This window comes from Amycolatopsis solani, assembly GCF_033441515.1.
Taxonomy (GTDB): Bacteria; Actinomycetota; Actinomycetes; order Mycobacteriales; family Pseudonocardiaceae; genus Amycolatopsis; species Amycolatopsis solani.
Map to the genome: position 1 here is coordinate 1,177,499 of NZ_JAWQJT010000001.1, position 25,376 is coordinate 1,202,874.

General features: G+C 69.0%; 23 protein-coding genes and 1 tRNA gene. 10 read left to right on the top strand and 14 right to left on the bottom strand.

What is annotated here, in order from left to right; all coding sequences use genetic code 11:
- Nucleotides 1–466: 466 nt before the first annotated feature.
- The 9 genes from SD460_RS06005 to dnaA form a co-directional block, all read right to left on the bottom strand.
- A tRNA-Ile gene (locus tag SD460_RS06005) sits at nt 467–540 on the bottom strand.
- A 49-nt stretch (nt 541–589) separates the two neighbouring features.
- Nucleotides 590–1,270: a DUF3566 domain-containing protein gene (locus SD460_RS06010; protein WP_290054608.1), complete on the bottom strand. Its 681-nt coding sequence runs from the start codon at nt 1,268–1,270 to the stop codon at nt 590–592.
- Nucleotides 1,271–1,319: 49 nt separating this feature from the next.
- Nucleotides 1,320–3,875 carry a DNA gyrase subunit A gene (gene gyrA, locus SD460_RS06015; RefSeq protein ID WP_290054610.1) on the bottom strand — a complete coding sequence of 852 codons (2,556 nt, stop codon included), beginning with the start codon at nt 3,873–3,875 and terminating at the stop codon, nt 1,320–1,322.
- 52 nt (nt 3,876–3,927) lie between these two features.
- Entirely contained in the window at nt 3,928–5,895 is a 1,968-nt protein-coding gene (gene gyrB, locus SD460_RS06020; protein ID WP_290054611.1) for a DNA topoisomerase (ATP-hydrolyzing) subunit B, read from the bottom strand.
- 197 nt (nt 5,896–6,092) lie between these two features.
- Nucleotides 6,093–6,596, bottom strand: coding sequence for a DciA family protein (locus SD460_RS06025; RefSeq protein ID WP_290054656.1), 504 nt, complete (start codon nt 6,594–6,596; stop codon nt 6,093–6,095).
- A 241-nt stretch (nt 6,597–6,837) separates the two neighbouring features.
- Nucleotides 6,838–7,992 (bottom strand): DNA replication/repair protein RecF, encoded by a 1,155-nt coding sequence (gene recF / locus SD460_RS06030; RefSeq protein ID WP_318305976.1) that lies wholly within the window; start codon nt 7,990–7,992, stop codon nt 6,838–6,840.
- A gap of 10 nt (nt 7,993–8,002) precedes the next feature.
- Nucleotides 8,003–8,899 carry a phosphogluconate dehydrogenase (NAD(+)-dependent, decarboxylating) gene (gene gnd / locus SD460_RS06035; protein WP_354670613.1) on the bottom strand — a complete coding sequence of 299 codons (897 nt, stop codon included), beginning with the start codon at nt 8,897–8,899 and terminating at the stop codon, nt 8,003–8,005.
- A gap of 28 nt (nt 8,900–8,927) precedes the next feature.
- On the bottom strand, nt 8,928–10,061 hold the full coding sequence (gene dnaN / locus SD460_RS06040; protein ID WP_290054615.1) for a DNA polymerase III subunit beta: 1,134 nt from the start codon (nt 10,059–10,061) through the stop codon (nt 8,928–8,930).
- 802 nt (nt 10,062–10,863) lie between these two features.
- Entirely contained in the window at nt 10,864–12,474 is a 1,611-nt protein-coding gene (dnaA, locus tag SD460_RS06045) for a chromosomal replication initiator protein DnaA (protein WP_290054617.1), read from the bottom strand.
- 574 nt (nt 12,475–13,048) lie between these two features.
- Between dnaA and rpmH the strand changes: the two genes are divergently transcribed.
- The 9 genes from rpmH to SD460_RS06090 all read left to right on the top strand — a co-directional run bounded on the left by rpmH (nt 13,049) and on the right by SD460_RS06090 (nt 19,076).
- A complete protein-coding gene (rpmH, locus tag SD460_RS06050; protein ID WP_003082934.1) occupies nt 13,049–13,192 on the top strand; it encodes a 50S ribosomal protein L34 in 144 nt (47 codons plus the stop codon).
- 21 nt (nt 13,193–13,213) lie between these two features.
- Complete coding sequence (rnpA, locus tag SD460_RS06055) at nt 13,214–13,648, top strand: ribonuclease P protein component (protein ID WP_290054620.1); 435 nt, start codon at nt 13,214–13,216, stop codon at nt 13,646–13,648.
- Between the two features lie 5 nt (nt 13,649–13,653).
- Nucleotides 13,654–13,992, top strand: coding sequence for a membrane protein insertion efficiency factor YidD (gene yidD / locus SD460_RS06060; RefSeq protein WP_290054622.1), 339 nt, complete (start codon nt 13,654–13,656; stop codon nt 13,990–13,992).
- Nucleotides 13,993–13,997: 5 nt separating this feature from the next.
- Nucleotides 13,998–15,113, top strand: a complete 1,116-nt coding sequence (gene yidC / locus SD460_RS06065) for a membrane protein insertase YidC (RefSeq protein ID WP_290054624.1) — start codon at nt 13,998–14,000, stop codon at nt 15,111–15,113.
- Nucleotides 15,114–15,143: 30 nt separating this feature from the next.
- On the top strand, nt 15,144–15,704 hold the full coding sequence (locus SD460_RS06070) for a Jag family protein (protein WP_290054626.1): 561 nt from the start codon (nt 15,144–15,146) through the stop codon (nt 15,702–15,704).
- A 61-nt stretch (nt 15,705–15,765) separates the two neighbouring features.
- Nucleotides 15,766–16,251: a DUF6886 family protein gene (locus tag SD460_RS06075; RefSeq protein WP_290054628.1), complete on the top strand. Its 486-nt coding sequence runs from the start codon at nt 15,766–15,768 to the stop codon at nt 16,249–16,251.
- A 145-nt stretch (nt 16,252–16,396) separates the two neighbouring features.
- A complete protein-coding gene (gene rsmG, locus SD460_RS06080; protein ID WP_290054630.1) occupies nt 16,397–17,080 on the top strand; it encodes a 16S rRNA (guanine(527)-N(7))-methyltransferase RsmG in 684 nt (227 codons plus the stop codon).
- 77 nt (nt 17,081–17,157) lie between these two features.
- The gene (locus SD460_RS06085; RefSeq protein ID WP_438860591.1) at nt 17,158–18,084 is read left to right on the top strand and encodes a ParA family protein; all 927 of its coding nucleotides are present in this window, start codon (nt 17,158–17,160) and stop codon (nt 18,082–18,084) included.
- Entirely contained in the window at nt 18,081–19,076 is a 996-nt protein-coding gene (locus SD460_RS06090) for a ParB/RepB/Spo0J family partition protein (RefSeq protein ID WP_290054634.1), read from the top strand. The genes SD460_RS06085 and SD460_RS06090 overlap by 4 nt, the downstream gene beginning before the upstream one ends.
- A 133-nt stretch (nt 19,077–19,209) precedes the next feature.
- Here SD460_RS06090 and SD460_RS06095 read toward each other — a convergent pair whose 3' ends face one another.
- Both SD460_RS06095 and SD460_RS06100 read right to left on the bottom strand, forming a co-directional pair.
- Nucleotides 19,210–20,154 (bottom strand): D-alanine--D-alanine ligase family protein, encoded by a 945-nt coding sequence (locus tag SD460_RS06095; protein WP_290054636.1) that lies wholly within the window; start codon nt 20,152–20,154, stop codon nt 19,210–19,212.
- 24 nt (nt 20,155–20,178) lie between these two features.
- Nucleotides 20,179–21,498 carry an aminotransferase-like domain-containing protein gene (locus SD460_RS06100; protein ID WP_290054637.1) on the bottom strand — a complete coding sequence of 440 codons (1,320 nt, stop codon included), beginning with the start codon at nt 21,496–21,498 and terminating at the stop codon, nt 20,179–20,181.
- Nucleotides 21,499–21,687: 189 nt separating this feature from the next.
- On the opposite strand from SD460_RS06100, the gene SD460_RS06105 reads away from it, so the two are divergent.
- Nucleotides 21,688–22,332: a GNAT family N-acetyltransferase gene (locus SD460_RS06105; RefSeq protein ID WP_247016295.1), complete on the top strand. Its 645-nt coding sequence runs from the start codon at nt 21,688–21,690 to the stop codon at nt 22,330–22,332.
- A 209-nt stretch (nt 22,333–22,541) separates the two neighbouring features.
- On the opposite strand, the gene SD460_RS06110 is transcribed toward SD460_RS06105, so the two are convergent.
- From SD460_RS06110 to trxB, 3 genes are all read right to left on the bottom strand, one after another.
- Nucleotides 22,542–23,693 carry an N-acetylmuramoyl-L-alanine amidase gene (locus tag SD460_RS06110; protein WP_290054641.1) on the bottom strand — a complete coding sequence of 384 codons (1,152 nt, stop codon included), beginning with the start codon at nt 23,691–23,693 and terminating at the stop codon, nt 22,542–22,544.
- A gap of 272 nt (nt 23,694–23,965) precedes the next feature.
- Complete coding sequence (gene trxA / locus SD460_RS06115) at nt 23,966–24,289, bottom strand: thioredoxin (protein WP_247016298.1); 324 nt, start codon at nt 24,287–24,289, stop codon at nt 23,966–23,968.
- A gap of 36 nt (nt 24,290–24,325) precedes the next feature.
- Entirely contained in the window at nt 24,326–25,318 is a 993-nt protein-coding gene (gene trxB, locus SD460_RS06120) for a thioredoxin-disulfide reductase (RefSeq protein ID WP_290054645.1), read from the bottom strand.
- Nucleotides 25,319–25,376 lie beyond the last annotated feature (58 nt).

The window sequence follows — 25,376 nt, forward strand, 5'->3', positions numbered from 1 at the left end:
TTCTCAGCTTGCTTCCCTTACCCCGCGATGTTACTGCACCGGCTTGTGCCGCCGTCGGGCGCCGGTGGTTCCACGTGGAACCACGATCATCGCGGGTAACGGACGTCACATGCACCGGGAAATACCGGGCCGGGCCGCCCTGTTGTACCCACTGGTCGGTGCGCCCACCGTGTCCCCCGGGCCTCAACCACTGCCTTCGCGGAGTTCCGTCCGGCTGGAGCCGCGAAGCGCCACTTCGCCGAGAGGCGACCGTGACGCGCATCGACTGTGACTGCTCAGCCCTGCCGGCCTTCTCTTCCCGGCAGGGCTGACCTGTATCCGGGACAGCCGAGCTGGGAGGTCGAGATCGCGGACAGCAGCGAGGGCCGCATCGAGGTGGAAGTCGCCCAGCAGACCGGCGCGGTGGTGACAATGGGACACGACTGAACGGAAAAACCCCGGTTCTCGTGAACCGGGGTTTTCGGTGTGGGCCTACCAGGACTTGAACCTGGGACCTCTTCGTTATCAGCGAAGCGCTCTAACCACCTGAGCTATAGGCCCTTGAACGAGGAGAACTTTACAGGACCCCCGAAGGGGCCCTGTAACCGGGTCACTCCCGTTCTGACAGCGTGACTTCGAGGCCGCCGGCCAGGTCGGCGGAGACGTTGTAGATGAACGCGCTCACCGTGGCGAGGGCGGACACCAGGACGATGTTGATCGCGCCGAGGATGGCTGCGATGCCGAACACGCGGCCCGCGCTGATCAGGGGTTCCGCTGAGGCGTTCGCGCCCTCGCCGCCGACCAGGGACGAGTACGTGCCGTTCAGCTTGTCCCACACGCCCATGCCGTCGAGGACCGTGTACAGGACGCCGACCGCGACCAGCCAGACGAAGAACATCGCTACGCCGAGGACCAGGGACAGCTTCAGGACCGACCACGGGTCGAACCGCTTGACCTGCAGCGATGCCCTTCGCGGGCCGCGGCCCGGGCGGCGCAAGGCACTCGGTCGGGCTCGCTGCGCGGACGCCGACGGGATCGCCTGCTCGCCGCCCGGTGGGGTGTCGCCGCTGCCGCCGAAGAGGCGGGGGGCGGCGCTGCCCGTCACCACGGGGCGCTGTTCCGGGGAGACCGGCTGGGTCTCCCCGGCCGGCTGCTCCGGCTTGTACAGCGCCTCGTCCGTGGCCAGCTTGACCGTCGCTTCGGAGTCGCCTTCCTTGTCGACCCGTTGCCAGGGCGGGCTCGCCGGAGTCCCGTTCGAACCCGGTGCCTCGGGATTCTCGGATGGTGTCACGAAGAGTCAGTCCTTACCCGTGCCGTGGGGCCGCCGTCGGAGAGCAAACTTACTGCTCCGGCGTGGCCGTCGTTTCCTCACCCGCGTCAGGTGCTTCCGGAGCCGGCGCGTCCTCGGGGGTGTCACCATTGGCGACGTCCGAGGGCTCGTCCGCGTTGCGTGCGACGGCGAGAAGAGTGGTTCCTTCGCCGAGATTCATCAGCCGGACCCCCTTCGTCTGCCGTCCTGCCTTGCGCACGTCGCCCGCCGGTGTGCGGATCACGCCGCCGCTCGAGGTGATCGCGTAGAGCTCGTCCTCGGCGTCGACGATGAGCGCTCCCACCAGCCTGCCACGTTTGCGGTCGTGCTGAATGGTGAGCACGCCCTTGCCGCCGCGGCCCTGGACCGGGTAGTCCTCGATCGGCGTGCGCTTGGAGTACCCGCCGTCCGTCGCGACCAGCAGGAACTTGCCTTCCTTGACGACGCTGACGCCGAGCAGCTCGTCGCCGTCGTTGAAGCGCATGCCCATCACGCCGGACGTCGGGCGGCCCATCGGGCGCAGTGCCTCGTCGGTCGCGTGGAACCGGATCGACTGGCCCTCGGCCGACACCAGCAGCAGGTCGTCCTCGGCGCTGGCCAGCACCGCGCCGACCAGCTCGTCGCCTTCGCGGAGGTTGATCGCGATCAGCCCGCCCGAACGGTTCGAGTCGAAGTCGGTGAGCTTGGTCTTCTTCACCAGGCCGCGCTTGGTGGCGAGCACCAGGTACGGCGCGACCTCGTAGTTCTTGATCTGGATGACCTGGGCGATCTGCTCGTCCGGCTGGAACGCCATGAGGTTCGCGACGTGCTGGCCACGCGCGTTGCGGTTGGCCTCGGGCAGCTCGTAGGTCTTGGTCCGGTAGACGCGGCCCTTGTTCGTGAAGAACAGGATCCAGTCGTGCGTCGAGCAGACGAAGAAGTGCTGGACGATGTCGTCCTGCTTCAGCGTCGCGCCCTGCACGCCCTTGCCGCCGCGCTTCTGCGAGCGGTACAGATCCGTTTTCGTCCGCTTGGCGTACCCCGTGCGGGTGATGGTGACGACGACGTCCTCGACGGCGATGAGCTCTTCGTCGGTGACGTCACCGCTGAAGCCGATGATTTTCGTGCGCCGCTCGTCGCCGTACTTCTCGACGATCGCCATCAGCTCGTCGCGGATGATCGCGCGCTGGCGCTCCGGCTTCTCGAGGATGTCCTTGAGGTCGGCGATCTCCAGCTCGATCTCGGCCAGCTGGTCGATGATCCGCTGGCGCTCCAGTGCGGCGAGGCGCCGCAGCTGCATGTCGAGGATCGCGGTGGCCTGGATCTCGTCGACGTCCAGCAGCTCCATCAGGGCCGGCCGGGCCTCGTCCGCCGACGGCGACCGCCGGATCAGCGCGATGACCTCGTCCAGCATGTCGAGCGCCTTGACGTACCCACGCAGGATGTGGGCCCGTTCCTCGGCCTTCTTCAGGCGGAACTTGGTCCGCCGGACGATGACCTCGACCTGGTGCTTTACGTAGTGCCGGATGATCTGGTCGAGCCGCAGCGTGCGCGGCACGCCGTCGACCAGGGCCAGCATGTTGACGCCGAAGTTCTGCTGCAGCTGGGTGTGCTTGTAGAGGTTGTTCAGCACGACCTTCGCGACCGCGTCGCGCTTGATCGTGACGACGATCCGCATGCCCGACCGGCTGTTGGACTCGTCGGCGATGTCGGCGATGCCGGTGAGCTTGCCGTCGCGGACCAGGTTCGCGATGTTCTCGACCAGGTTGTCCGGGTTGACCTGGTACGGCAGCTCCGACACGACCAGGATCGTGCGGCCCTTCGCGTCCTCTTCGACCTCGACGACCGCGCGCATCCGGATCGAGCCGCGGCCGGTGCGGTAGGCGTCCTCGATGCCGGACGTACCGAGGATCATCGCCTTGGTCGGGAAGTCCGGCCCCTTGACCCGCACCAGCAGCGCGGCCAGCAGCTCGTCGTCGGTCGCGTCCGGGTTCTCCAGCGCCCAGACGACGCCCTCGGAGACCTCGCCCAGGTTGTGCGGCGGGATGTTGGTCGCCATCCCGACCGCGATCCCGGAACCGCCGTTGACCAGCAGGTTCGGGAACCGCGACGGCAGGACGTCCGGCTCCTGCGTGCGGCCGTCGTAGTTGTCGGAGAAGTCGACCGTGTCTTCTTCGATGTCGGCCAGCATCTGCATGGCCAGCGGCGCGAGCCGGGACTCGGTGTACCGCATGGCGGCCGCGGGGTCGTTGCCCGACGAGCCGAAGTTGCCCTGGCCGTCGATCAGCGGGTAGCGCAGCGACCACGGCTGGGCGAGCCGGACCAGCGCGTCGTAGATCGCCGAGTCGCCGTGCGGGTGGTAGTTGCCCATGACGTCGCCGACCACGCGCGAGCACTTGTTGTACCCGCGGTCCGGCCGGAAACCGGAGTCGAACATCGAGTACAGGATGCGGCGGGCGACGGGCTTGAGGCCGTCACGCACGTCCGGCAGCGCCCGCGACACGATGACGCTCATCGCGTAGTCGATGTAGGAGCGCTGCATCTCCTGCTGGATGTCGACCGGCTCGATCCGGTCGTGTTCCGGAGCCGGCGGCAGAGTTTCCGTCATGAGGTCCTTCTCGAGTGGAGAGTCCTAGCGGGACAAAGAGTCGGGGGAACGCCTACACGTCCAGGAAGCGCACGTCCTTGGCGTTGCGCGTGATGAACGACCGGCGGGCCTCGACGTCCTCGCCCATCAGGACCGAGAACAGCTCGTCCGCCTGGGCGGCGTCGTCCATCGTGACCTGGCCCAGCAGCCGGTTCGCCGGGTCCATCGTGGTCTCCCACAGCTCTTCGGCGTTCATCTCGCCGAGACCCTTGTAGCGCTGGATCGCGTCGTCCTTCGGGAGCCGCTTGCCCGCCTCGACACCCGCCTTGATGACGGCGTCGCGCTCGCGGTCGGAGTACGCGTACTCCGGCTCCGCCCGCGGCCACTTGATCTTGTACAGCGGCGGCCGCGAGAGGAAGACGTGGCCGTGCTCGATCAGCGGCGCCATGAAGCGGAACAGCAGGGTGAGCAGCAGCGTGGTGATGTGCTGGCCGTCGACGTCGGCGTCGGCCATCAGCACGATCTTGTGGTAGCGCAGCTTCTCGAGGTCGAACTCGTCGTGGATGCCGGTGCCCAGCGCGGTGATCAGCGACTGGACCTCGGTGTTCTTGAGGACGCGGTCGATGCGGGCCTTCTCGACGTTGATGATCTTGCCTCGGATCGGCAGGATCGCCTGGTACATCGAGTCGCGGCCTTCCTTGGCCGAGCCGCCGGCCGAGTCACCCTCGACGATGTAGAGCTCGCACTCGGCCGGGTTGGTCGAGCGGCAGTCCTTGAGCTTGCCGGGCAGGCCGCCGATCTCCAGCGCGCCCTTGCGGCGGACCAGGTCACGCGCCTTGCGCGCGGCCATCCGGGCCTGCGCCGAGGAGATCGACTTGTTGATGATCGTCTTCGCCTCGGTGGGGTTGCGCTCGAACCAGTCGGCCAGCCACTCGTTCGACTGCTGCTGCACGAACGTCTTGGCCTCGCTGTTGCCCAGCTTGGTCTTGGTCTGGCCCTCGAACTGCGGCTCGCCCAGCTTGATCGAGACGATCGCGGCGAGACCCTCGCGCACGTCGTCACCGGTCAGGTTGGCGTCCTTCTCCTTGAGCAGCTTCTTGTCGCGCGCGTAGGAGTTGACGACGCGGGTGAGCGCGGCGCGGAAGCCCTCTTCGTGCGTGCCGCCCTCGTGCGTGTTGATCGTGTTGGCGAACGTGTAGACCGACGGCGTGAACCCGGTGTTCCACTGCATCGCGACCTCGACCTCGAGGCCGGTGCCCTTCGCGTCGAAGGAGATCACGCTGGGGTGGATCGGGTCCTTGCTGCCGTTGATGTGCTTGACGAAGTCCTCGAGCCCGCCCGGGTAGCAGTAGACCTTCTCCTTGACGCGGGCGACCTTGCCCTCCGCGTCCTCTTCGGCCTCTTCGTCGGCGACGCGCTCGTCGCGCAGGGACAGCGTCAGCCCCTTGTTGAGGAACGCCATCTCCTGGAGGCGGCGCGAGATCGTCTCGAAGTTGTACGTCGTGGTCTCGAAGATGCTGCCGTCGGCCCAGAACGTCATCGTCGTGCCGGTCTCGGTCGCCGGGCCGAGGTCTTCGAGGGGGCCGGGGATCTGGTCGGTGTACAGCTGGCGCCAGCTGCGGCCGCCGTACTTGACCTCGGCGAGCAGCTTCGTCGACAGCGCGTTCACCACGGAGATGCCGACGCCGTGCAGGCCGCCGGACACCGCGTAGGAGTCGCTGTCGAACTTGCCGCCCGCGTGCAGCTGGGTGAGCACGACCTCGATGGTCGGCTTGTTCTCCTTGGGGTGCATGTCGACGGGAATGCCGCGGCCGTCGTCGACCACGCGCACCCCACCGTCGGCGAGGAGGGTAACCTCGACCTTGGTGGCGTACCCGGCCATCGCTTCGTCGACGGAGTTGTCCACGACCTCCTGGACGAGGTGGTGCAGCCCGCGTTCACCGGTCGAACCGATGTACATGCCGGGGCGCTTGCGGACCGCTTCGAGGCCTTCGAGCACCGTGATCGACGACGCGTTGTACTCGCTCTTGTTCTCGGTCACAGGCCTTGTTTCTCCTCGTCTCGCCCGAGCGGACACTCGCTCCTCTCCAGTGTACTTGGCCGCGTCCGCTGACATGCGGCAAGGACACCCCTGAACGCGTCACAGACGGACGAAATCGGTTCGAGCCGAGTCTTGACGTATCTCGGGAGCTCTGGATGCGTTCTCGGGGCATTCAACCGAGCAACACGCAACCCGGGTCAGCCGTACGTGTCACGCGGGCCGCGCCCCGGCACGTGGCGGGGCCCTTTCCGCCAGCTCGGGGCGGTCGGACCCTGGATCCGCATCCGCTTGACGACGCCGTTCCCGACGCCCGCGGCGATCTTGTGCAGCAGTTTTCCCTGCAGCAACCGCAGCTGGGTGGCCCACGCCGTGGAGCTCGCGCGGACGGTGAGTTCGCCGTCTTTCAGCGCGACCGGTTGGGCGTGTTCCGCGACGTCTTCGCCGACCAGCCGGGCCCACTGGGCGAAGACGCGGGCGGTCGTGACGCTCTCGTTCCAGCCCCGGTCGCGGACCAGCCGCGAGACGAGCCGGCCGAGCGGCTGCGGGTCACGCGGGTCCGCGCCCGGTCCCGACCAGCGGCGACGCCGGGGGTTCTGCCCGTCGCCGGTCACCGGACGGCGCCGGCCGGGCGAGGTCCCGCGCTCCTTCGCCTTGGCTTTCGCGGCTTCGAGGGCCGCGTGCGCGAGGTCGCGCCCGGTCAGCGGGGCCTCGTTCGGCCCAGCGTCACCATCACGCTCAGTGTTCGACGACGGCTTCGCGGCGGGGGCTTGTCCATCTCGCGGCGTTTTGTGCCACCCATCTGGCCGCACGGTCACGCGGGGCGATAACTCGTTCACCGTGTTATCCACACTGTCCACAGGTTTGTCCCCAGATCGGGTGCGATTTGTGCCGCCGGTCACATCGGGTGCTCGGTTCGCCCGCTGTGCCGCTCGATCGGTCCCGTCAGCCACGCGTGATCTCGCCATCCGCCACCACGAACCGGCCGCCGGCCAGCTCGCTGGGCACGTCTTCGTCGACCGCCGCGGTCACCAGCACCTGCTCGGCGCTCGCGGCCACCTCGGCCAGCCGGGCCCGGCGCTTGCGGTCCAGCTCGGCGAACACGTCGTCGAGCAGCAGCACCGGTTCGCCCGCCTCCCCGCGCAGCAGCTCGTAGCTGCCGAGCCGGAGGGCCAGCGCGAACGACCACGACTCGCCGTGGCTCGCGTAGCCCTTGGCCGGCGCCTCGCCCAGGATCAGCTCCAGTTCGTCCCGGTGCGGGCCGACCAGGCTGATCCCGCGCTCGAGTTCGGCCTTCCGGGCTTCACCGAGCGCCTTGAGTAGGACGTCCTTGAGGACATCGGGTTGCGCGCGTTCCCCGTCCGGTACGCCGTACGTCTCCGGCAGGGCCGCACCCAGCGAAGACTTGTACGAGATCTTCGCCGGCCGGGAGTCCGGCGCCACCCCCATGTAGGCCGCGGCCGCGTACGGCCCCAGGTCCGCGACGAGGTTCAGACGCGCGGCCAGCAGCTCCGCCCCCGCCACCGAGAGGTGGTCGTCCCAGACTTCCAACGTCGAAAGCGCGTACGGGTCTTCGCGGCCCGTACGCCGTTTCCCCGCCGTCTTGAGCAGGGCGTTGCGCTGCTTCAGCACCTTCTCGTAGTCCGCGCGGACACCGGCGTACCGCGGCGCGCGCAGCACGAGCAGCTCGTCGAGGAACCGGCGTCGCTCGCTCGGGTCGCCCCGCACGAGCGCCAGGTCCTCCGGCGAGAACAGCACCGTGCGCAGGATCCCGAGCACGTCCCGCGGCCGCCCGACCGCGCCGCGGTTGACGCGGGCGCGGTTGGCGCGGCCGTTGGTGATCTCGAGCTCGACCGTCAGCTCGCGGTCGTCGTTGACCACCGCGACCCGCACCAGCGCGCGCTCGCAGCCGTGCCGGATGAGCGGCGCGTCCGTCGCGACGCGGTGTGAGCCCAGCGTCGCGACGTACCCGATCGCCTCGAGCAGGTTGGTCTTGCCGCGACCGTTCTGGCCGACCAGCACGGTCGGCCCCGGTTCGAGCGCGAGATCGGCCTGCGGCCAGGAGCGGAAGTCGGTGACCTGCAGGTGACGCAGATACACCAGCTGCTCCTTATCCGCCGACCTTCTTCACGGCGTGCCCGCCGAACTGGTTGCGCAGCGCGGCGACCGCGCGCATCGCGGCCGAGTGTTCCTGCCGCGAAGCGAACCGCGCGAAGAGCGCGGCCGAGATGACCGGCGCCGGCACCGCGTTGTTGATCGCCTCTTCCAGCGTCCACCGACCTTCGCCGGAATCCTCGACGTAGCCCTCGAGGTCGTCCAGCTCCGGGTCCTCGTCGAGCGCGCGCACGAGCAGGTCGAGCAGCCAGGAGCGGACGACCGTGCCACGCTGCCAGCCCTTGATCACCGCGGGCACGTCGTTGACGACCTTCGCCGCTTCGAGCAGCTCGAAGCCTTCGGCGAAGGCCTGCATCATGCCGTACTCGATGCCGTTGTGGATCATCTTCGCGTAGTGGCCCGCGCCGACGTCGCCCGCGTGCGAGAAGCCTTCTTCGCGCGGGCCTTCCGGACGCAGCGCGTCGAAGACCGGCATCGCGCGCTCGACGTCGGCGGCCGCACCGCCGACCATCAGGCCGTAGCCGTTGTCCTTGCCCCACACGCCACCGGACACGCCGCAGTCGACGTAGCCGATTTCCTTGGCGGCCAGCAGATCGGCGTTCAGCTTGTCGTCGGTGTACTTCGAGTTGCCGCCGTCGATCACCATGTCGCCCGCGGAGAGCAGGTTGCTCAGCTCGGTGACGGTCTGCCGGGTCGGATCGCCGGCCGGCACCATGATCCAGACGATCCGCGGGCCGTCCAGTTTGGACACGAGGTCCTCGAGCGACGTCGTGTCGGTGACGTCCGGGTTGCGGTCGTAGCCGACCACCTCGTGACCGGCCGCGCGCAGCCGCTCACGCATGTTGAAGCCCATCTTGCCCAGGCCGATCAGACCGAGCTGAACCATCGAGATCCCCTTACGTGCTAACGAAGAATGCGGGTCAGCCCGGGAGCCGGACCGGCATCAGGAGGTAGAGGTAGCCGGGGACGACGTTGCCCTCGGGGTCGGCGGGCTTGATCAACGCCGGCCGGTTCGGCGTGGTGAACGTCAGCTCCGCCCGGTCGCTGTGGAGCGCGCCGAGGCCGTCGACGAGGTAACCCGGGTTGAACGCGATGGTCACCGGCTCACCCTCGTACTCGACCTGCAGTTCCTCTTCGGCGCTGCCTTCGTCGTCGCCGCCCGCGGACAACCGCAGCGTGTTGTCCCCGAACTCCAGTCGTACCTGAGTCCCCCGCTCGGCCACCAGCGAAACGCGCTTGATGGACTCGGTGAGAGCGGACACGTCGATGACCGCGCGTGAAGTGTGCGACGCGGGCAGCAACTGGCGGTACGGCGGGAATTCCGCGTCGAGCAGGCGGGTCGTCGTGTAGCGCCCGGAGCCGGACAGGCCGAGCAGGCCTTCGCCGCTGGCGAGGGCGAGGCGGATGGTGGCGCCGCTCGCGCCGAGCGTCTTGGCCGCTTCGGCGAGCGTGCGCGCCGGGACGAGCACCGCGGCGTCGGCCAGGCCCTCGGCGGGCTGCCAGGTGAACTCGCGCATGGCGAGCCGGAAGCGGTCGGTCGCGACCAGCGTCAGCGAGCTGCCGGAGATCTCGAGCCGCATGCCGGTCAGCATCGGCAGGGTGTCGTCCTTGCCCGCGGCGACGACGACCTGGGTGACGGCCTGGCCGAACGCGTCGCCGGCGAGCTCGCCCGCGAAGGCGGGCTGGGACGGCAGCTGCGGGTAGTCCTCGACCGGCATGGTCGGCAGGGAGAAGCGCGCGCTGCCGCACGTGATGGTGGCGCGGGCGCCGTCGACCGAGATCTCGACCGGCTGCGCGGGCAGCGCCTTGGTGATGTCCGCGAGGAGGCGGCCGGAGACCAGCAGGCGGCCGCCGTCGGCGATGGTCGCCGGGACGCCGACCGTGGCCGAGACTTCGTAGTCGAAGCCCGAGACCGTCAGCGCGTCGGTGTCGCCGTCCGGACCGGCGTCGAGGAGGACACCGCCGAGTACCGGCACCGGGGGCCGGGAGGGGAGGCTTCTGGCCACCCACGCGACGGCGTCGGCGAGCCCGTCACGCTCGACGCGGATCTTCATGCGCGCATCCTTTCGACGACCGAGCCGCGGTGGCTCGGGCCAGGCCTCTTCTCGCGGGACAGTGACCGGCTGCCCCCTCCGGCCGGTCCGCCCTCCGCGAGAGCGGCCGGAGCGCGGACCAGGTGCAGGCGTCCACGTTAGGCCGTCGCGGGGGCCGACGTCACCTCGGCCTCCCCTTGAGTTTGTCGACTTGACGACACGTTCTCGCGGCTGTCCCCAACTTCGTCCATCGCCTGTTTTTGTTTTGTTCTCTCTTAGAAAAGATCTAAGGGCAGTAGCAGTAGTAGGCGTTGTGGATTGTGTGGATGGAGCTCGTTCGCGCAGGTCGGAGCACTCGCGGGCGTGTGGAGAACCATGGTGGTGGACCTGTGGGTAGATCGGGGCGTCGGTGGATGGTTTCGGGCGATCCCCGATTCGTCCACAGCCGGGCCCAGTTGTCCCCACGGTTGTCCCCAGGTGTGGGGCGATCGATCCCCAGGCTCTGGGGGTGCTTGCCGTGGTCCGAATCGCCCTACCGAGTGATCGGCCCGTCCTGTGCACAGAGTGTGGGCAACCTGTGGAATCAGCGTGGACAAAGGTGTGGATGCGCTGTGGATCACCTGTGGGCGGGGTGTGGACGAATTCCGCGTCGTCGCTGATGGGGGATCCGTTGGCACTGTGGGCAATCCGCCCACACCATGGGGAAAACCGCCTGTGTACAAAGAAGTTTCACGAATTTCGCGAAGGCACCCCGAAGACGACTTCGGGGCGTCCACTGTGTGCGGACGCCCCGAAGTCGTTGCGGGATAAGGGAGAGGTGCGGCTACTGGCGGGCGCGCTGCTTGATGCGCGACGTCAGCTCCTGCACCTGGTCGTAGATGCGCCGGCGTTCGGCCATCTCCTTGCGGATCTTCTTGTCCGCGTGCATGACGGTCGTGTGGTCGCGGCCGCCGAACGTCTGCCCGATCTTCGGCAGCGACATGTCGGTCAGCTCGCGGCAGAGGTACATCGCGATCTGGCGGGCCGTGGCGAGCGCCTTCGTCTTGCCGGGGCCGCACAGGTCGTCGAGCGTCACGTCGAAGAACTCGGAGATGACGCCCATGATGGTCGGCGCGGTGATCTCCGGCGCGTGGGAGTCGGGGATCAGGTCCCGCAGCACGATCTCCGCGAGGCCGGCGTCCACCGGCTGCTGGTTCAGCGACGCGAACGCGGTGACGCGGATGAGCGCGCCTTCCAGTTCGCGGATGTTCGCTTCGACGCGGGAGGCGATGAACTCCAGGACGTCGCCCGGCACCGCCAGCCTGTCCTGCGCCGCCTTCTTGCGGAGGATCGCGATGCGCGTCTCGAGCTCGGGTGGCTGGATGTCGGTGATCAGGCCCCACTCGAACCGCGTCCGCAGCCGGTCTTCCAGCGTCTCGAGGCGCTTGGGCGGCCGGTCGGAGCTGACGACGATCTGCTTGTTCGCGTTGTGGAGGGTGTTGAAGGTGTGGAAGAACTCTTCCTGCGTACCTTCTTTGCCTTCCAGGAACTGGATGTCGTCGACGAGCAGGATGTCGATGTCGCGGTAGCGCCGCTGGAACGCGACCTTGCGGTCGTCTCGCAGCGAGTTGATGAAGTCGTTCGTGAACTCTTCGGTCGAGACGTACCGGACGCGCATGCCCGGGAAGAGTCGTTGCGCGTAGTGGCCGACCGCGTGCAGCAGGTGCGTCTTGCCGAGCCCGGACTCACCCCAGATGAAGAGCGGGTTGTACGCGCGGGCCGGCGCTTCGGCGACGGCGACCGCGGCCGCGTGCGCGAAGCGGTTGGACGCACCGATGACGAACGTGTCGAAGGTGTACTTCTCGTTCAGCTTCGTCTTCGACGTCTGCGGCTGCGCCGGCGCGGTGTAGGGCTGCCCGGCGATCGGCTGGCCGGAGAACGTGGGCCAGATCTCGTGGACGGCGGCGAGTGCTTCGCCTTCTTCGTCCACTTCTTCGTCGGTGTCGTCACCGTCGTCGGGCTTCGGCGCGACGGACTGGTGCGGCGGCAGCGGCGGCGCGGGCTCGGGACGCGGCGGCGGCAGCATCGGGCCGGGACCCGGCCGCGGCGCGGGGGACGGCTCCGGACCGGCGCCGTTTTCCACCCGGCTGGGTGACGGCACGTAGTGGGGGGCGGCGACCGGGGCGACCGCTTCGGTGCTGTCGACCTTCACCGCGAGCGAGATGGCGCGGCCGAGCCGCCGGGAAAGCGCGTCCGTGATCGCGCCGCGCAGGCCGCGTTCGATCGCTTCCTTCGCGAAGTCGCTGGGAGCCGCCAGGAGAGCAGTGCCGTCGAGCAGGCCGATCGGGCGGGTGACGCGCATCCACGCGCGCTGCTGCGGGGACAGGGTCCCGTCCGACAGTTCGCGTACCACCTGTTCCCAGATGACACCCAGATTGTGCTGGTGCTCCGACACCTGACTGGCTCCCCTCCCCTCGTCGGCGTGGACGGCCGACGCCCCTGGTCACGCGGTCCGGCGCCCCTCGCGGACCGGCGTGCGCATCGGCACAGCGAATATCCACATAGTTGTCCACAGCTGTGCACTAATGTACGGCGACCCGCGGCGACGCCACCTGCGGGCTCGTCGTACGCCGGTGGGCACTCCACCACCCGGATACTCGTGCACCTCGACCGGTGACCCGAGAGAGGCACGCTAACAAGCCCCGCTCGCTGCCACAAGGCATCCTCGGCGGCCAGCATTTCACGGTGCACGGCGTGTTGCCATTCGGTGCCGCGGCGTCGATGATCTCGCCTCCGCGAGCCGATCGCGTACCGTGGCCGAGGGGGTGCTTACCGGCCGCCCGACGGGGGTGCGTACCCTCGTAAGGTCTCCCGTATGCGACGGGTGCGTTTCGCGTGCCCACGTTGTCGTCGCTCGTCGTGACGAGGCCACACGTTGGTAGGAGACACCAGAGACTGCCGTGCGCCCGCACGACACGCCAGGCGGGGGAAGAGATTCCTGCCGCCCGACGCGACACACAGGAGAAGCAGTGAGCAAGGGTAAGCGCACCTTCCAGCCGAACAACCGCCGTCGCGCGAAGACGCACGGCTTCCGCCTGCGCATGCGGACGCGTGCCGGCCGGGCCATCCTGGCTGGCCGTCGTCGCAAGGGCCGCGCCGCGCTGTCCGCCTGATCCGGCACGTCGGGGCGCGCCGTGCTGCCGGCTGCCGCACGTCTGCGGCGGAGCGAGGATTTCCGCGTGGTTCTCCGTCGCGGGTCCCGGGCAGGCAGGCGTCGCCTCGTCGTCCACGCACTGACCACGGACCCGTCCGGGGCCGCCGACGCGCAGTCGGCGGCCAGGGCGGGTTTTGTGGTGAGCAAGGCCGTCGGCAATTCGGTGGTCCGCCACCGCGTCTCCCGCCGGTTGCGCCACCTCGTTTCCGCGAAGCTCGGAACACTGCCCGCCGGCACTTCGTTGGTCGTACGGGCATTGCCGCCGTCGTCGACCGCGTCCAGCGCCGAGCTCGGGTCCGACCTCGACGCCGCGTTGCGTCGGCTGGGGCTTCTGTCGTCGCGCCGTCCGGCCGGGGATGTCCCCCGCCCGACGCGTCCCGCGGACGCGACCCCCGACCACGGATCAGCGGTGTGACCGGCATGCGAGCCACTCCCGAGCACGACTCAGCGCACGACCACTCCGAGCACGACGCCGAGCCCGCGTCCCCGCGGCCCGGCCCCGTCGCCTGGGTCCTGCTGCTCCCCATCAAGCTCTACCGCAAGGCGATCTCGCCCTTCCTGCCGCCGGCTTGCCGGTTCTACCCGAGCTGCAGCGCGTACGCAGTCGAAGCCCTCACCCGGCACGGTGCCGGCCGCGGCTCCTACCTCGCGCTGCGCCGGTTGCTGCGCTGCGGCCCCTGGACGCCACCCGGCCGCGATCCCGTGCCCGAGAAGTTCTCGTGGCGCCACCGACGACCTGAAACACCGATCGAGGAGTAGCAGCAGTGCTCGATTTCATCTACTACCCCGTGTCCTTCATCCTCTGGTGTTGGCACAAGGTCTTCGGGTTCGTCTTCGGCGAATCGACCGCGGTCGCCTGGATCCTCGGCATCATCTTCCTGACGTTCACGGTCCGCGGCATCATGTTCAAGCCGTTCGTGAACCAGGTCCGGTCGATGAAGAAGATGCAGGACTTCGCGCCGGAGATGAAGAAGCTCCAGAAGAAGTACGCGAACGACCGGCAGCGCCAGGCGCAGGAGATGCAGAAGCTCCAGCGCGAGCACGGCGTCAACCCGCTCGGCAGCTGCCTGCCGATGCTGCTCCAGATCCCGGTCTTCATCGGCCTGAACCACGTCCTGCGCGCGTTCACCATGCCGCCCCCCGGCGGCGGTCCGAAGACCGAGAACTACTTCTTCAGCCAGCACGACGTCGAGTCCTACGTCAACGCGAAGCTCTTCGGCGTCAACCTCGGTGAGGCCGTCTACAACGGTGTCGGCGTCGTCAGCGGCGGGGCCACGAACGTCGGCTTCCACTGGAGCGTGCTCCCGGTCGCGCTGCCCCTGATGATCGTCGCGTCGATCGCCACGCACTTGACCGCGCGCCACTCGGTGGCCCGCCAGAACGCCGCGTCGGCCACCCCGCAGACCGCGATCATGAACAAGCTGACGATGTACATCTTCCCGCTCGGTGTGCTCGTCTTCGGTGCGCTGTTCCCGCTCGGCCTCCTCTTCTACTGGCTGGCGAACAACGGCTGGACCCTGATGCAGCAGCGGCTCGTCTACACGAAGATCGACAAGGAAGAGGCGGCCCGCAAGGCGGAGGCCGCCGAGAAGCGCGCGACGCTCGGCCCGAAGCCGGGACAGAAGCCGGCCGCGCCGAAGGTCGGTCAGAAGCCGGTCCAGCAGAAGAAGAACCAGCCCGCCCAGGGCGGCGCCCAGAAGAAGGTCGCGAAGGCGGGTTCGGCCCACGGCTTCGCCCAGACGACTTCTGCGAGCGATTCCGCGAAGGCGGAGACGACGCCCACCGAGACCAACGGCCAGAACGGCTCGAAGGACAACGGCACCGGAGTGCCGGGCCTTCTCAAAGACTCGACCAGGAAGTCGGGCCGGAAGCGCCGCTGAGGCGCGACCGGTTCGGAGAGGAGACTAATGATGTCGGAGACGATCGAGACGATCGACGCCGATAAGGACGACGTGACCCCGGAGCCGGCGGCCGACGAGGCGGGCGAGCAGAAGGCGGGCGGCGGTGATGACGTCCTCGTCCAGGAGGGCGACATCGCAGGCGACTACCTCGAGCGGCTGCTCGATCTGCTCGACTACGACGGCGACATCGACTTGGACGTCGAAGCGGGCCGCGCGATCGTCAGCATCGACGGTGGCGAAGACCTCGAGAAGCTCGTCGGCCCCCGCGGCACGGTCCTCGAGGCGCTGCAGGAGCTGACCCGCCTGGCGGTCCAGCAGGAGACCGGCTCGCGCAGCCGGCTGATGCTGGACATCGCGGGCTGGCGCGCGGACCGCCGCGAGGAGCTCCGCGAGCTCGGCCGCTCGACGGCGGAGTCGGTCCTCCAGAGCGGCGAGCGGGTGCGGCTCCAGCCGATGAGCCCGTTCGAGCGCAAGGTGGTCCACGACGCGGTGGCGACGGTCGCCGGCGTCACCAGCGAGAGCGAGGGCGAAGACCCGAAGCGCCGCGTGGTGATCTTCCCGGAGTCCTGAGTTCGGTTCTTCCGAAGCGGCCCCACTTGACCAGGTCAGGTGGGGCCGCTTTTTTGTATCCATGCACCCCACGTCGCCGCGACGGCCCAGCAGCCGGGAGGCGTACGTCTGGGTGGTCGACGCGGCGCGGGCACCGGACTACTGGTTCCCGCGGCAGTGTCCCCGCGCGCTGGCGTGGGTGACGCCAGAGACGTCGACGGCGGACCGCGAGCGGCTCGGGTCGCACCGGGTCAACGCGATCGAGTACGCCGGCTTCTCGGCGATGCGGTCGGTCCGGTTGTTCGCGTACCGGTTCGAGGCGGCATCGTTCCGGGTATTCGGTGAGCACGGGCACGCGATGGTGGCGACGACTCCGGTGGAGCCGGTCGGTCCGCCGGAACCGATGGGCGAGCTGCTCGCCCTCCACGAGCGGGCTGGGATAGAGCTGCGGGAGCTGCCGAACCTGTGGGAGTTCGTCGACGCGGTCGCATCGAGCACGCTCGGCTTCAGCGGGATCCGCCTGCGGAACGCGGCGCCGCGATGCTCGCGGAGCGAATTACACGGCTGATGTTTCACGTGGAACGGTCCCCCGTCGCTGCCAGGCGAGTGGAGTTGTCCACATCTGCGGTCTGTCGGCTCGTTTTCGACTCGACATCAGGGACAATCGAACAAGCGCGGTTTCACGTGAAACGCGCGGACGAGGAGTAGACGGAGTGAGCTTGGAGCAGGCCGCGGTGGCGGTGCGGGCCGCGGCGGAGCGAGTGTTCGGTGAGCACGTCGACCAAGCGGCCGGGTACGTCGAACTCCTGGAGCGCCACGGCGTCGAGCGCGGGCTGATCGGGCCGCGGGAAGTCGAGCGGCTGTGGGAGCGGCACGTCCTGAACTCGGCGGTCATCGGCGAGCAGATGCCCGAGGGTGCCCGGGTCGTGGACGTCGGGTCGGGCGCCGGGCTTCCGGGTGTACCGCTCGCGATCGCTCGACCGGACCTCGATATCGTCTTGCTTGAACCGATGGCTCGCCGGGTGGACTGGCTCGCCGAGGTAGCCGAGAAGCTGGAACTCCCGATCACCATCGTCCGTGGCCGCGCGGAGGAGCGGTCTGTGCGTGAGCAGCACGGTGGCGCCGACATCGTCACCGCTCGCGCGGTCGCCCCGCTCGCCCGGCTCGCGGACTGGTGTCTGCCGCTCGTTCGTTCCGACGGCTTCCTGGTGGCCCTCAAGGGTGCCAGCGCCGCGGAGGAGATCGATCGGGACGGAGCCGCCATCCGCAAGGCCGGTGGGGCCGATCCTCTGATCATCGAGTGCGGTGCCGCGGTACTAGAGGTCCCCAGCACGGTTGTGAAGATCCGCCGCCTACCGACAGGCGCCAAGCCGAAGGCGCGGAGCAGGAAGCGTTAACGGGCCGCGATGTTCCACGTGAAACGACGCGACTCGACCACCGACCAGACTTCTACATGGAGGAGGTGTCGAGACCGGTGAATCCCCCGCCGTCCGACTCCACGGAGACCACCCCCGACGTGGGCTGGACCCCGATCGCCGAAGAAGCCGCCCGCGCCGCGCGTCTGCTGCACCCGGAGGAGGGGACGCTCCCCCGTCCCGGTCGCCGGCGTGTGATCACCGTGGCCAACCAGAAGGGCGGTGTCGGCAAGACCACGAGCACGGTCAACCTCGCCGCCGCGCTGGCCGTCCACGGGCTCAAGACGCTCGTCGTCGACCTCGACCCGCAGGGCAACGCGAGCACCGCGCTCGACGTCGACCACCGGTCCGGGACGCCGTCCATCTACGAGGTGCTGATCGGTGAGGTGACGCTCGCCGAGGCCGCCCAGCCGACCGAGCAGTCGCCGAACCTCTTCTGCGTGCCCGCGACGATCGACCTCGCCGGTGCGGAGATCGAGCTCGTCTCGATGGCGTCCCGCGAGTCCCGGCTCAAGGAAGCGATCTCCTCGGAGATCCTCGACGAGATCGGCGTCGACTACGTCCTCATCGACTGCCCGCCGTCGCTCGGCCTCCTCACGGTCAACGCGATGGTCGCCGCACAGGAGGTGCTCATCCCGATCCAGTGCGAGTACTACGCGCTCGAAGGTCTCGGGCAGCTGCTGAGCAACATCGAGCTCGTGCAGCAGCACCTCAACCGCGAGCTTCGCGTCTCGACGATCCTCCTCACCATGTACGACGGCCGGACCAAGCTGGCCGACCAGGTGACGAACGAGGTCCGCAACCACTTCGGCGACACCGTGCTGAAGACGGTCATCCCCCGCAGCGTCAAGGTGTCGGAGGCGCCTGGGTACGGCCAGACCGTCCTCGCTTACGATCCCGGTTCGCGCGGTGCGATGAGCTACGTCGACGCGGCGAAGGAGATCGCCGAGCGCGGTGCACAGATGGAGAGGGGAAGTTCGACATGACCGAGCGCCGAGGAGGGCTGGGGCGCGGCCTCGCCGCCCTGATCCCGACCGGGCCCGCCACGGGCGGTCCGCTGCCCACCGGGGACCCGGCGGCGGACAAGAAGGCGGCTGACGACAAGGGCTGGTTCGCGGCCAACGGCGCGGCGAAGTCGCACAGCGGCGAGGTCGCCGGCGCCGTCTACCGCGAGATCCCGGTCGGCTCGGTCAAGCCCAACCCGAAGCAGCCGCGGCAGGTCTTCGACGAAGAAGCGCTTGCCGAACTCGAGCACTCGATCCGCGAGTTCGGGCTCATGCAGCCCATCGTGGTCCGCGAGCTCGGGAACGACGAGTACGAACTCGTCATGGGCGAGCGGCGCCTCCGTGCGTCGCAGCAAGCGGAACTCGAAGCGATCCCGGCGATCGTCCGGCAGACCGCCGACGAGTCGATGCTGCGCGACGCGCTCCTGGAGAACATCCACCGCGTCCAGCTGAACCCGCTCGAAGAGGCGGCGGCGTACCAGCAGCTGCTCGACGAGTTCGCGGTCACCCACGAGGAGCTGGCGAGCCGGATCGGGCGCAGCCGCCCGGTCATCACCAACACGATCCGGCTCCTCAAGCTCCCCCTGCCGGTCCAGCGCCGGGTCGCCGCGGGCGTTCTGTCCGCCGGGCACGCGCGCGCGTTGCTGTCCCTGGAGGACGCCGACAGCCAGGAAGAGCTCGCTGCGCGGATCATCGCGGAAGGCATGTCGGTCCGGGCGACCGAGGAAGCCGTCACGCTGAAGAAGAGCGAGAAGCCGGCCAAGCCGAAGCCCGCGGTGCGCAAGCCGATCCAGGCGCCGGGTCTGCAGGAGCTCGCCAACCGCCTCTCGGACCGGTTCGACACCCGCGTGAAGGTCGACCTCGGCCGTCGCAAGGGCCGGATCACGCTCGAATTCGGCTCGGTCGACGACCTCGAACGCATCGTCGCGATCATCGATGCGAATGGGGCAAATCAGACACCGAAAACCGATTAGGGATCACCCCGGGGTGTTTCGTCACGGTGATGATTGCTCGACGCAGTCGCGGTAACCACACCGGGTGATGATCAACCGCGACACGAAAAAGGCCACCGCGGAGGTTCCGCAGTGGCCTTTCGCGTGTCCGGGGTCAGCGGGAAATCGCGCGCGCGATCAGTTCGGCGAAGACCGCCCCCAGCGACTTGCCCGCGGCTTCGACCGCCATCGGCACCGTCGACGTCTCGGTGAGACCCGGCGACGGGTTCACCTCGAGGAAGTACACCGTGCCGTCCGCCGTGACGACCGCGTCGGTGCGGGAGATGTCTCGCAGCCCGAGCACGCGGTGCGCGGCGACCGCCAGTTCGGCCACCGCCTTGGCCGCGGCGTCGTCGAGCCGGGCCGGCGTGAAGAAGTCGGTCAGGCCGGCCGTGTAGCGGGCCGTGTAGTCGTACACGCCGCTCTCCGGGACGATCTCGACCGCCGGGAGGGCCTCGGGTCCGTCCTCGCCCTCGATGACCGTGACGGCCACCTCGACGCCGTCGACGAACCGCTCGGCGAGAACGGTGTCGCCGTAGGCGAAGCAGCCGACCATCGCCGCCGGCAGTTCCGTAGCTTCGCGGACCACCTGGGTGCCGAGGGCCGATCCGCCTTGGTCGGGCTTGAGGATGAGCGGGAGGCCGAGGCGCTCCACCATCGCGTCGAGCACCGCCTGGGCGCCGAGCTCGCGGAACGTGCTGTGCGGCAGCACCGCCCAGCCGGGCGTCACGAACCCGGCGTTCTGCAGCAGCGCCTTCGCGGTCGGCTTGTCCCACGCGCGGCGGCAGCCCTGGGAGCCGGTGCCGACGAACGGCACCTCCAGCATCTCCAGCACCGTCTGCACCGAGCCGTTCTCGCCCTCGCCGCCGTGCAGCGCGACGACGACCGCGTCCGGGCGCTGCGTGCGCAGCCGCTCCAGCAGGCCCGCGTCGGTGTCCCACTCCTCGATGCCGAAGCCCTCGGACTTCAGCGCCGCGGAGAGCCGCCGCCCGGACCTCAGCGAGACGTCGCGCTCGTGCGAGAGACCGCCGGCGAGCACGGCAACGGTACGGTCGACCACCGTGGAAACTCCTTAGAAGAAGAACTAAACCGTGTCGGGTGACGGGTTCTGCGGCCCCTGGATCTGGCGCGTGCCCACGCTACCGAAGGTGCGGGCCAGGTCCATTTCGGACTCCAGCACGGCGGCCAGCCGCCGCACGCCCTCGCGGATCCGCTCCGGCGTCGGGTAGCAGTAGGACAGCCGCATCTGGCGGCTGCCGAAGCCGTCGGCGTAGAAGCCGGTGCCGGACGCGTACGCCACCCGGGCGGTCACCGCGCGCGGCAGCATCGCCTTGGTGTCGACGCCCTCCGGCACCGTCACCCAGACGTAGAACCCGCCGTCCGGCTTCGTCCACGAGCAGCCCGGCGGCAGGTACTGCTCCAGCGCGGACAGCATCGCGTCACGCCGTTCGCGGTAGTTCTCGCGGAACTTCTTGATCTGGCCCTTCCAGTCGTGCGTGGCCAGGTAGCGCGACACGATCATCTGGTTGAACGTCGGCGGGCACAGCGTGGCCGACTCCGCGGCCAGCACGAGCTTCTCGCGCACGGCGTGCGGCGCGAGCACCCAGCCGACGCGCAGGCCGGAGGCGAACGTCTTGGAGAACGAGCCGAGGTAGACGACGTTCTCGGGGTCGGTCGAGCGCAGCGCGGGGTAGATCTGGCCGTTGAAGCCGAGCAACCCGTACGGGTTGTCTTCGACGACGAGGACGTCGTGCTCGCGGCAGATCTCGAGGATCTCCGCGCGCCGCTCGACGGCCAGTGTCACGCCGGCGGGGTTGTGGAAGTTCGGGATCGTGTAGAGGAACTTGACCCGGCGGCCGGCCTTCTTCGTCCGGTCGAGCGCCTCCCGCAGCAACGAAGGCACCAGGCCCTGGTCGTCCATCGCCACGTGCACGACCTGCGCCTGGTACGCGGCGAAGGAGCCCAGCGCGCCGACGTACGAGGGGCCTTCGGCGATCACGACGTCACCCGGGTCGCAGAACAGCCGCGTGACCATGTCCAGGCCCATCTGGGAGCCGACGGTCACGACGACGTCGTCCGGGTGCGCCTTGATGCCCTCGAGGGCCATGATTTCGCAGATCTGCTCGCGCAGCGCGGGAACGCCGTGCGCGGAGCCGTACTGCAGTGCCACCAGGCCGTCTTCGGCGATGATCTCGGCCACCTGTGCCGACAGCGTGTCGAGCGGGAGCGCCGCCAGGTTCGGCATGCCGCCGGCCAGCGAAACCACCTCGGGCCGGCTGGCGACCGCGAAGAGCGCTCGGATCTCCGAAGCGGTCATCCCCGCGGTCCGGGCGGCGTACCGCTCGAGGTGGGGGTCGAGGTTCTGGCGGCCGCTGTGCGGCTTGCTGGGGCGGTTCTCGGTCATCGACGATTCACCCGGGGCTCGGTTAACAGATCCCGTCGAGTGTAACCGTGCACCCATCCGGGACCCCTGGCCTTTCGGCGCTCGTCACATCGGCCTATCCTCGACCATGGCTCCCGTGTCCGTGCTGTGGTTCCCGCGCGGCTTGACGGCCGGGCAGCCCGTCGGGAGCGCAGGTCAGGGAGGTCGCGGGTGTCGCGTCGCGTCGTGGGCGTCACACTGGACAACCTCGAGCACTTGCCGAAGAGCTGTCGCCGGTGTGTCTACTGGGAGCTCGCTCCCCACCTGAAGAACCAGGCGGAGGAGTTCGGCGCCACCGAGGTCGAGAAGGAAGCCTGGGTCTCGAGCGTGCTGCTCGAGTGGGGTTCCTGCGGCCGCATCGTCTACAGCGACACGCTGCCGGTCGGGTTCGTGCTGTACGCCCCGCCGAACGCCGTCCCGCGCGCGCTGGCCTTCCCGACGTCCCCGCCGAGCGCGGACGCCGTCCTCCTCACGGCCTTCCAGGTCCTCCCGGAGTTCCGCGGCGGCGGCCTCGGCCGGATGCTGGTCCAGGCGGTCGCCAAGGACCTGACCAAGCGCGGTGTCCGCGCGATCGAGGCGTTCGGCGACGCCCGCCCCGACGAGACGGACCCGGACGGCGGGCACAGCTGCGTGCTGCCGGCCGCGTTCCTGCAGAGCGTCGGCTTCAAGACGGTCCGCCCGCACCCGAAGTGGCCGCGCCTGCGCCTGGAGCTGCGCTCGGCGATCACCTGGAAGGAAGACGTCGAGGCCGCGCTGGAGCGTCTCCTCGGCCAGGTGACGATCACCACCGCCGAGCCGAGTCTCGGCCGCGCCTGAGCCACCCCGCAAACGTTTGCGCCTGGGTTTCGTCACGTGCGAAACAGCGCTGTGCACAGCTGTGGAAGAAGTGCCGAGTTATCCACAGAGCGCTGATAGGAGCGGTGGAAAAGCTGTGGAGAACTGCCCGTGAACCTGGGGACGCAGCAGCTGCGTCCCCAGGTGTGGTGGGACAGGTGAAGACGAACCGCTAGCGGTTGTGGTCGGGCCTATTCGGCCTTCGCCAGCTCGTGCGCCAGGACGTCGGCGAACGTGAACGTTCCCGTCGGCTGGTCGCCTTCGCCGAGCAAGTACAGGCGCTTGACGGCGATGAGGATGCCCTCGGCGACGATGTCGCGGAACGCCGGATCGGCGAGCTTGCGGCCGTCGTCCGGGTTCGTCAGGTAGCCGATCTCCACACGGACCGCCGGGCAGCGGGTGCGGGTGAAGATCTCCCAGGTCTTGTAGTGCGTGCGGCAGTCCAGCATGCCCGTGCGGGCCGCGACCTCGCGCTGGATGAAGCCGGCCAGCAGCTCACCCACCGTCGAGGTCGTGCCGTTGCCGGTGCCGAAGTGGAAGCTCGCGATGCCCTGGGCGCGCGGCGAGGGGTTGCCGTCGCTGTGCAGGGACAGGAACAGGTCCGCGCCCGCGTCGTTCGCGAAGCGGGCGCGCTCCAGCTCGGTGGGGCTGTGGTTCGGGCCGCGGGAGATCAGCGCCTCCATGCCCGTCGCCTTCATCCGGCCTTCGAGGCGCCGCGCGAGGTCCCACGCGATGTCGGCCTCACGCAGGCTGCCGGCGACCACGCCGAGGTCGTCGCCGCCGTGGCCCGGGTCGATCACGATGCGCTTGCCGCGCAGCCGCGGACCGGCCTGGCGGACCTGCTCCTGCTCGCGCAGGAACACGGGGCGGCCGCCCCGGGCGCGCGGCGAGGACAGGCGGTGCAGCTCGCGGATGGTCGCCGGGCCGCACATGCCGTCCGGCGTCAGGCGCATGTCGCGCTGGAACGTCTTGAGCGCGCGCTCGGTCGCCGGGCCGAAGTAGCCGTCGGGGCGGCCGGCGTCGAAGCCCAGCTCGGTCAGCCGCTCCTGGAGCGTGAAGACGTCGTCGCCGTGGACCGGGGACGCGATCATGTAGGACAGCGGACGGCTGCCCAGGTGGTAGCTGGCGCCCTTGAGCGCCTGGAACGTCGCCGGACCCACGACGCCGTCGGTCATCAGCCCACGACGCTGCTGGAAGGCACGGACGGCGTGCTCGACGGCGCCGTCGAACGTGCCGTAGTCGTCGTCGGTACCGGTGACCGGCGGGAGCAGGTCCATCCCGGCCAGGATGGACCTGATCTCGGCGACGTCCGGACCGGCGTCACCGCGGCGGAGTACCCGCATGCACTCCTCGCTCTTCCTAGGGCACCGATTCGGGGGCTCGGTGCGTGGCAGAAAACCTTCGCTGGGACGAGCCCAGGTCCTCTATTGTGCCTTGCGAACTCTCGGTGACAGCGCAGGCCCGGTAGGTCCGTCAAGAACCCGTTCGTGGCGAACCTCCAGTGGTCCTCGTCACGCTCGATCCACTCGGGCCGGGAAGATTCCCCCGAACGACGAAGACCCGGGGCCCGCAGGAGGATTCCCGCAGGCCCCGGGTCCGCCGGGTGTGGCCGGGTTCAGAGAACGTCGGCGAGGTCCGACAGCAGCGCGGCCTTCGGCTTGGCGCCGACGATCTGCTTCACCGGCTTGCCGCCCTGGAACAGGATCAGCGTCGGGATGGACATCACCTGGTAGTCACGCGGCGTGTTCGGGTTCTCGTCGATGTCGATCTTGGCGATGGTCAGCTTCTCGCCGTTTTCCGCCGCGATCTCCTCGAGCACCGGGGCGACCATCTTGCACGGGCCGCACCAGGTGGCCCAGAAGTCGACGAGAACCGGCTTTTCGCTGGTCAGGACCTCGTCGACGAACGTCGCGTCGGTCACCTTCACGGTGTTGGTCATGCTTGCTCCTTCATGGGGTGGGTGAACGCCGGAAAGTCAGTTGGTGCCCGCGCCGTAGCCGCCGCCGACGAGCTCGGGCGCTTCGTGCGCGTCCGGGTCGCCGTGCTCCGCGAGCCATCGTTCCGCGTCGATCGCCGCGCTGCACCCGGAGCCCGAGGCGGTGATCGCCTGCCGGTAGGTGCGGTCCACCAGGTCGCCGGCCGCGAAGACGCCGTCGACGTTGGTGTAGGAGGTGCGGCCCTGGGTGACGACGTAACCGTCCTCGTCCAGCTCGACCTGCCCCTTCACCAGCTGGCTGCGGGGGTCGTGGCCGATCGCGACGAAGAAGCCGGAGACGTCCAGCGTCGACTCGCTGCCGTCCTTGGTGTCCTTCAGCTGCAGGCCCTCGACCTTGCCGTCCCCGAGCACCCCGGTGATCTGCGAGTTCAGCTTCCACTTGATCTTCTCGTTCGCGCGGGCGCGCTCGAGCATGATCTTGGACGCGCGGAACTCGTCGCGCCGGTGGACGACCGTGACGGACTTCGCGAACTTCGTCAGGAAGGTCGCCTCCTCCATCGCCGAGTCGCCACCGCCGGCGACCACGATGTCGTGGTCGCGGAAGAAGAAGCCGTCACAGGTCGCACAGGCCGACACACCGCGGCCGAGCAGCTCCTGCTCGCCCGGCACGTTCAGGTACCGCGCCGCGGCACCCATGGCGAGGATGACCGCGCGGGCGGCGTAGCGCTTGCCGTTCGCGACGACGTACTTGACGTCCCCGGTCAGCTCCAGCGACTCGACGTCCTCCGCGCGCAGCTCGGCGCCGAAGCGCTCGGCCTGCTTGCGCATCTCCTCCATCAGGTCCGGACCCATGATCCCGTCGCGGAACCCGGGGAAGTTCTCGACCTCGGTCGTCGTCATCAGCGCGCCGCCGAACTGCGTGCCCTCGAACACCAGCGGTTCCAGCTGAGCCCGTGCCGCATAAACGGCAGCGGTGTATCCGGCAGGACCCGACCCGACGATGATCAGGTTCCTGATTTCCTCGGCAGCCACCCGTGACCTCCGCTCGTAGTGACCCGTGTACCAGGCTCAACACGATGGTAGGTGGCCA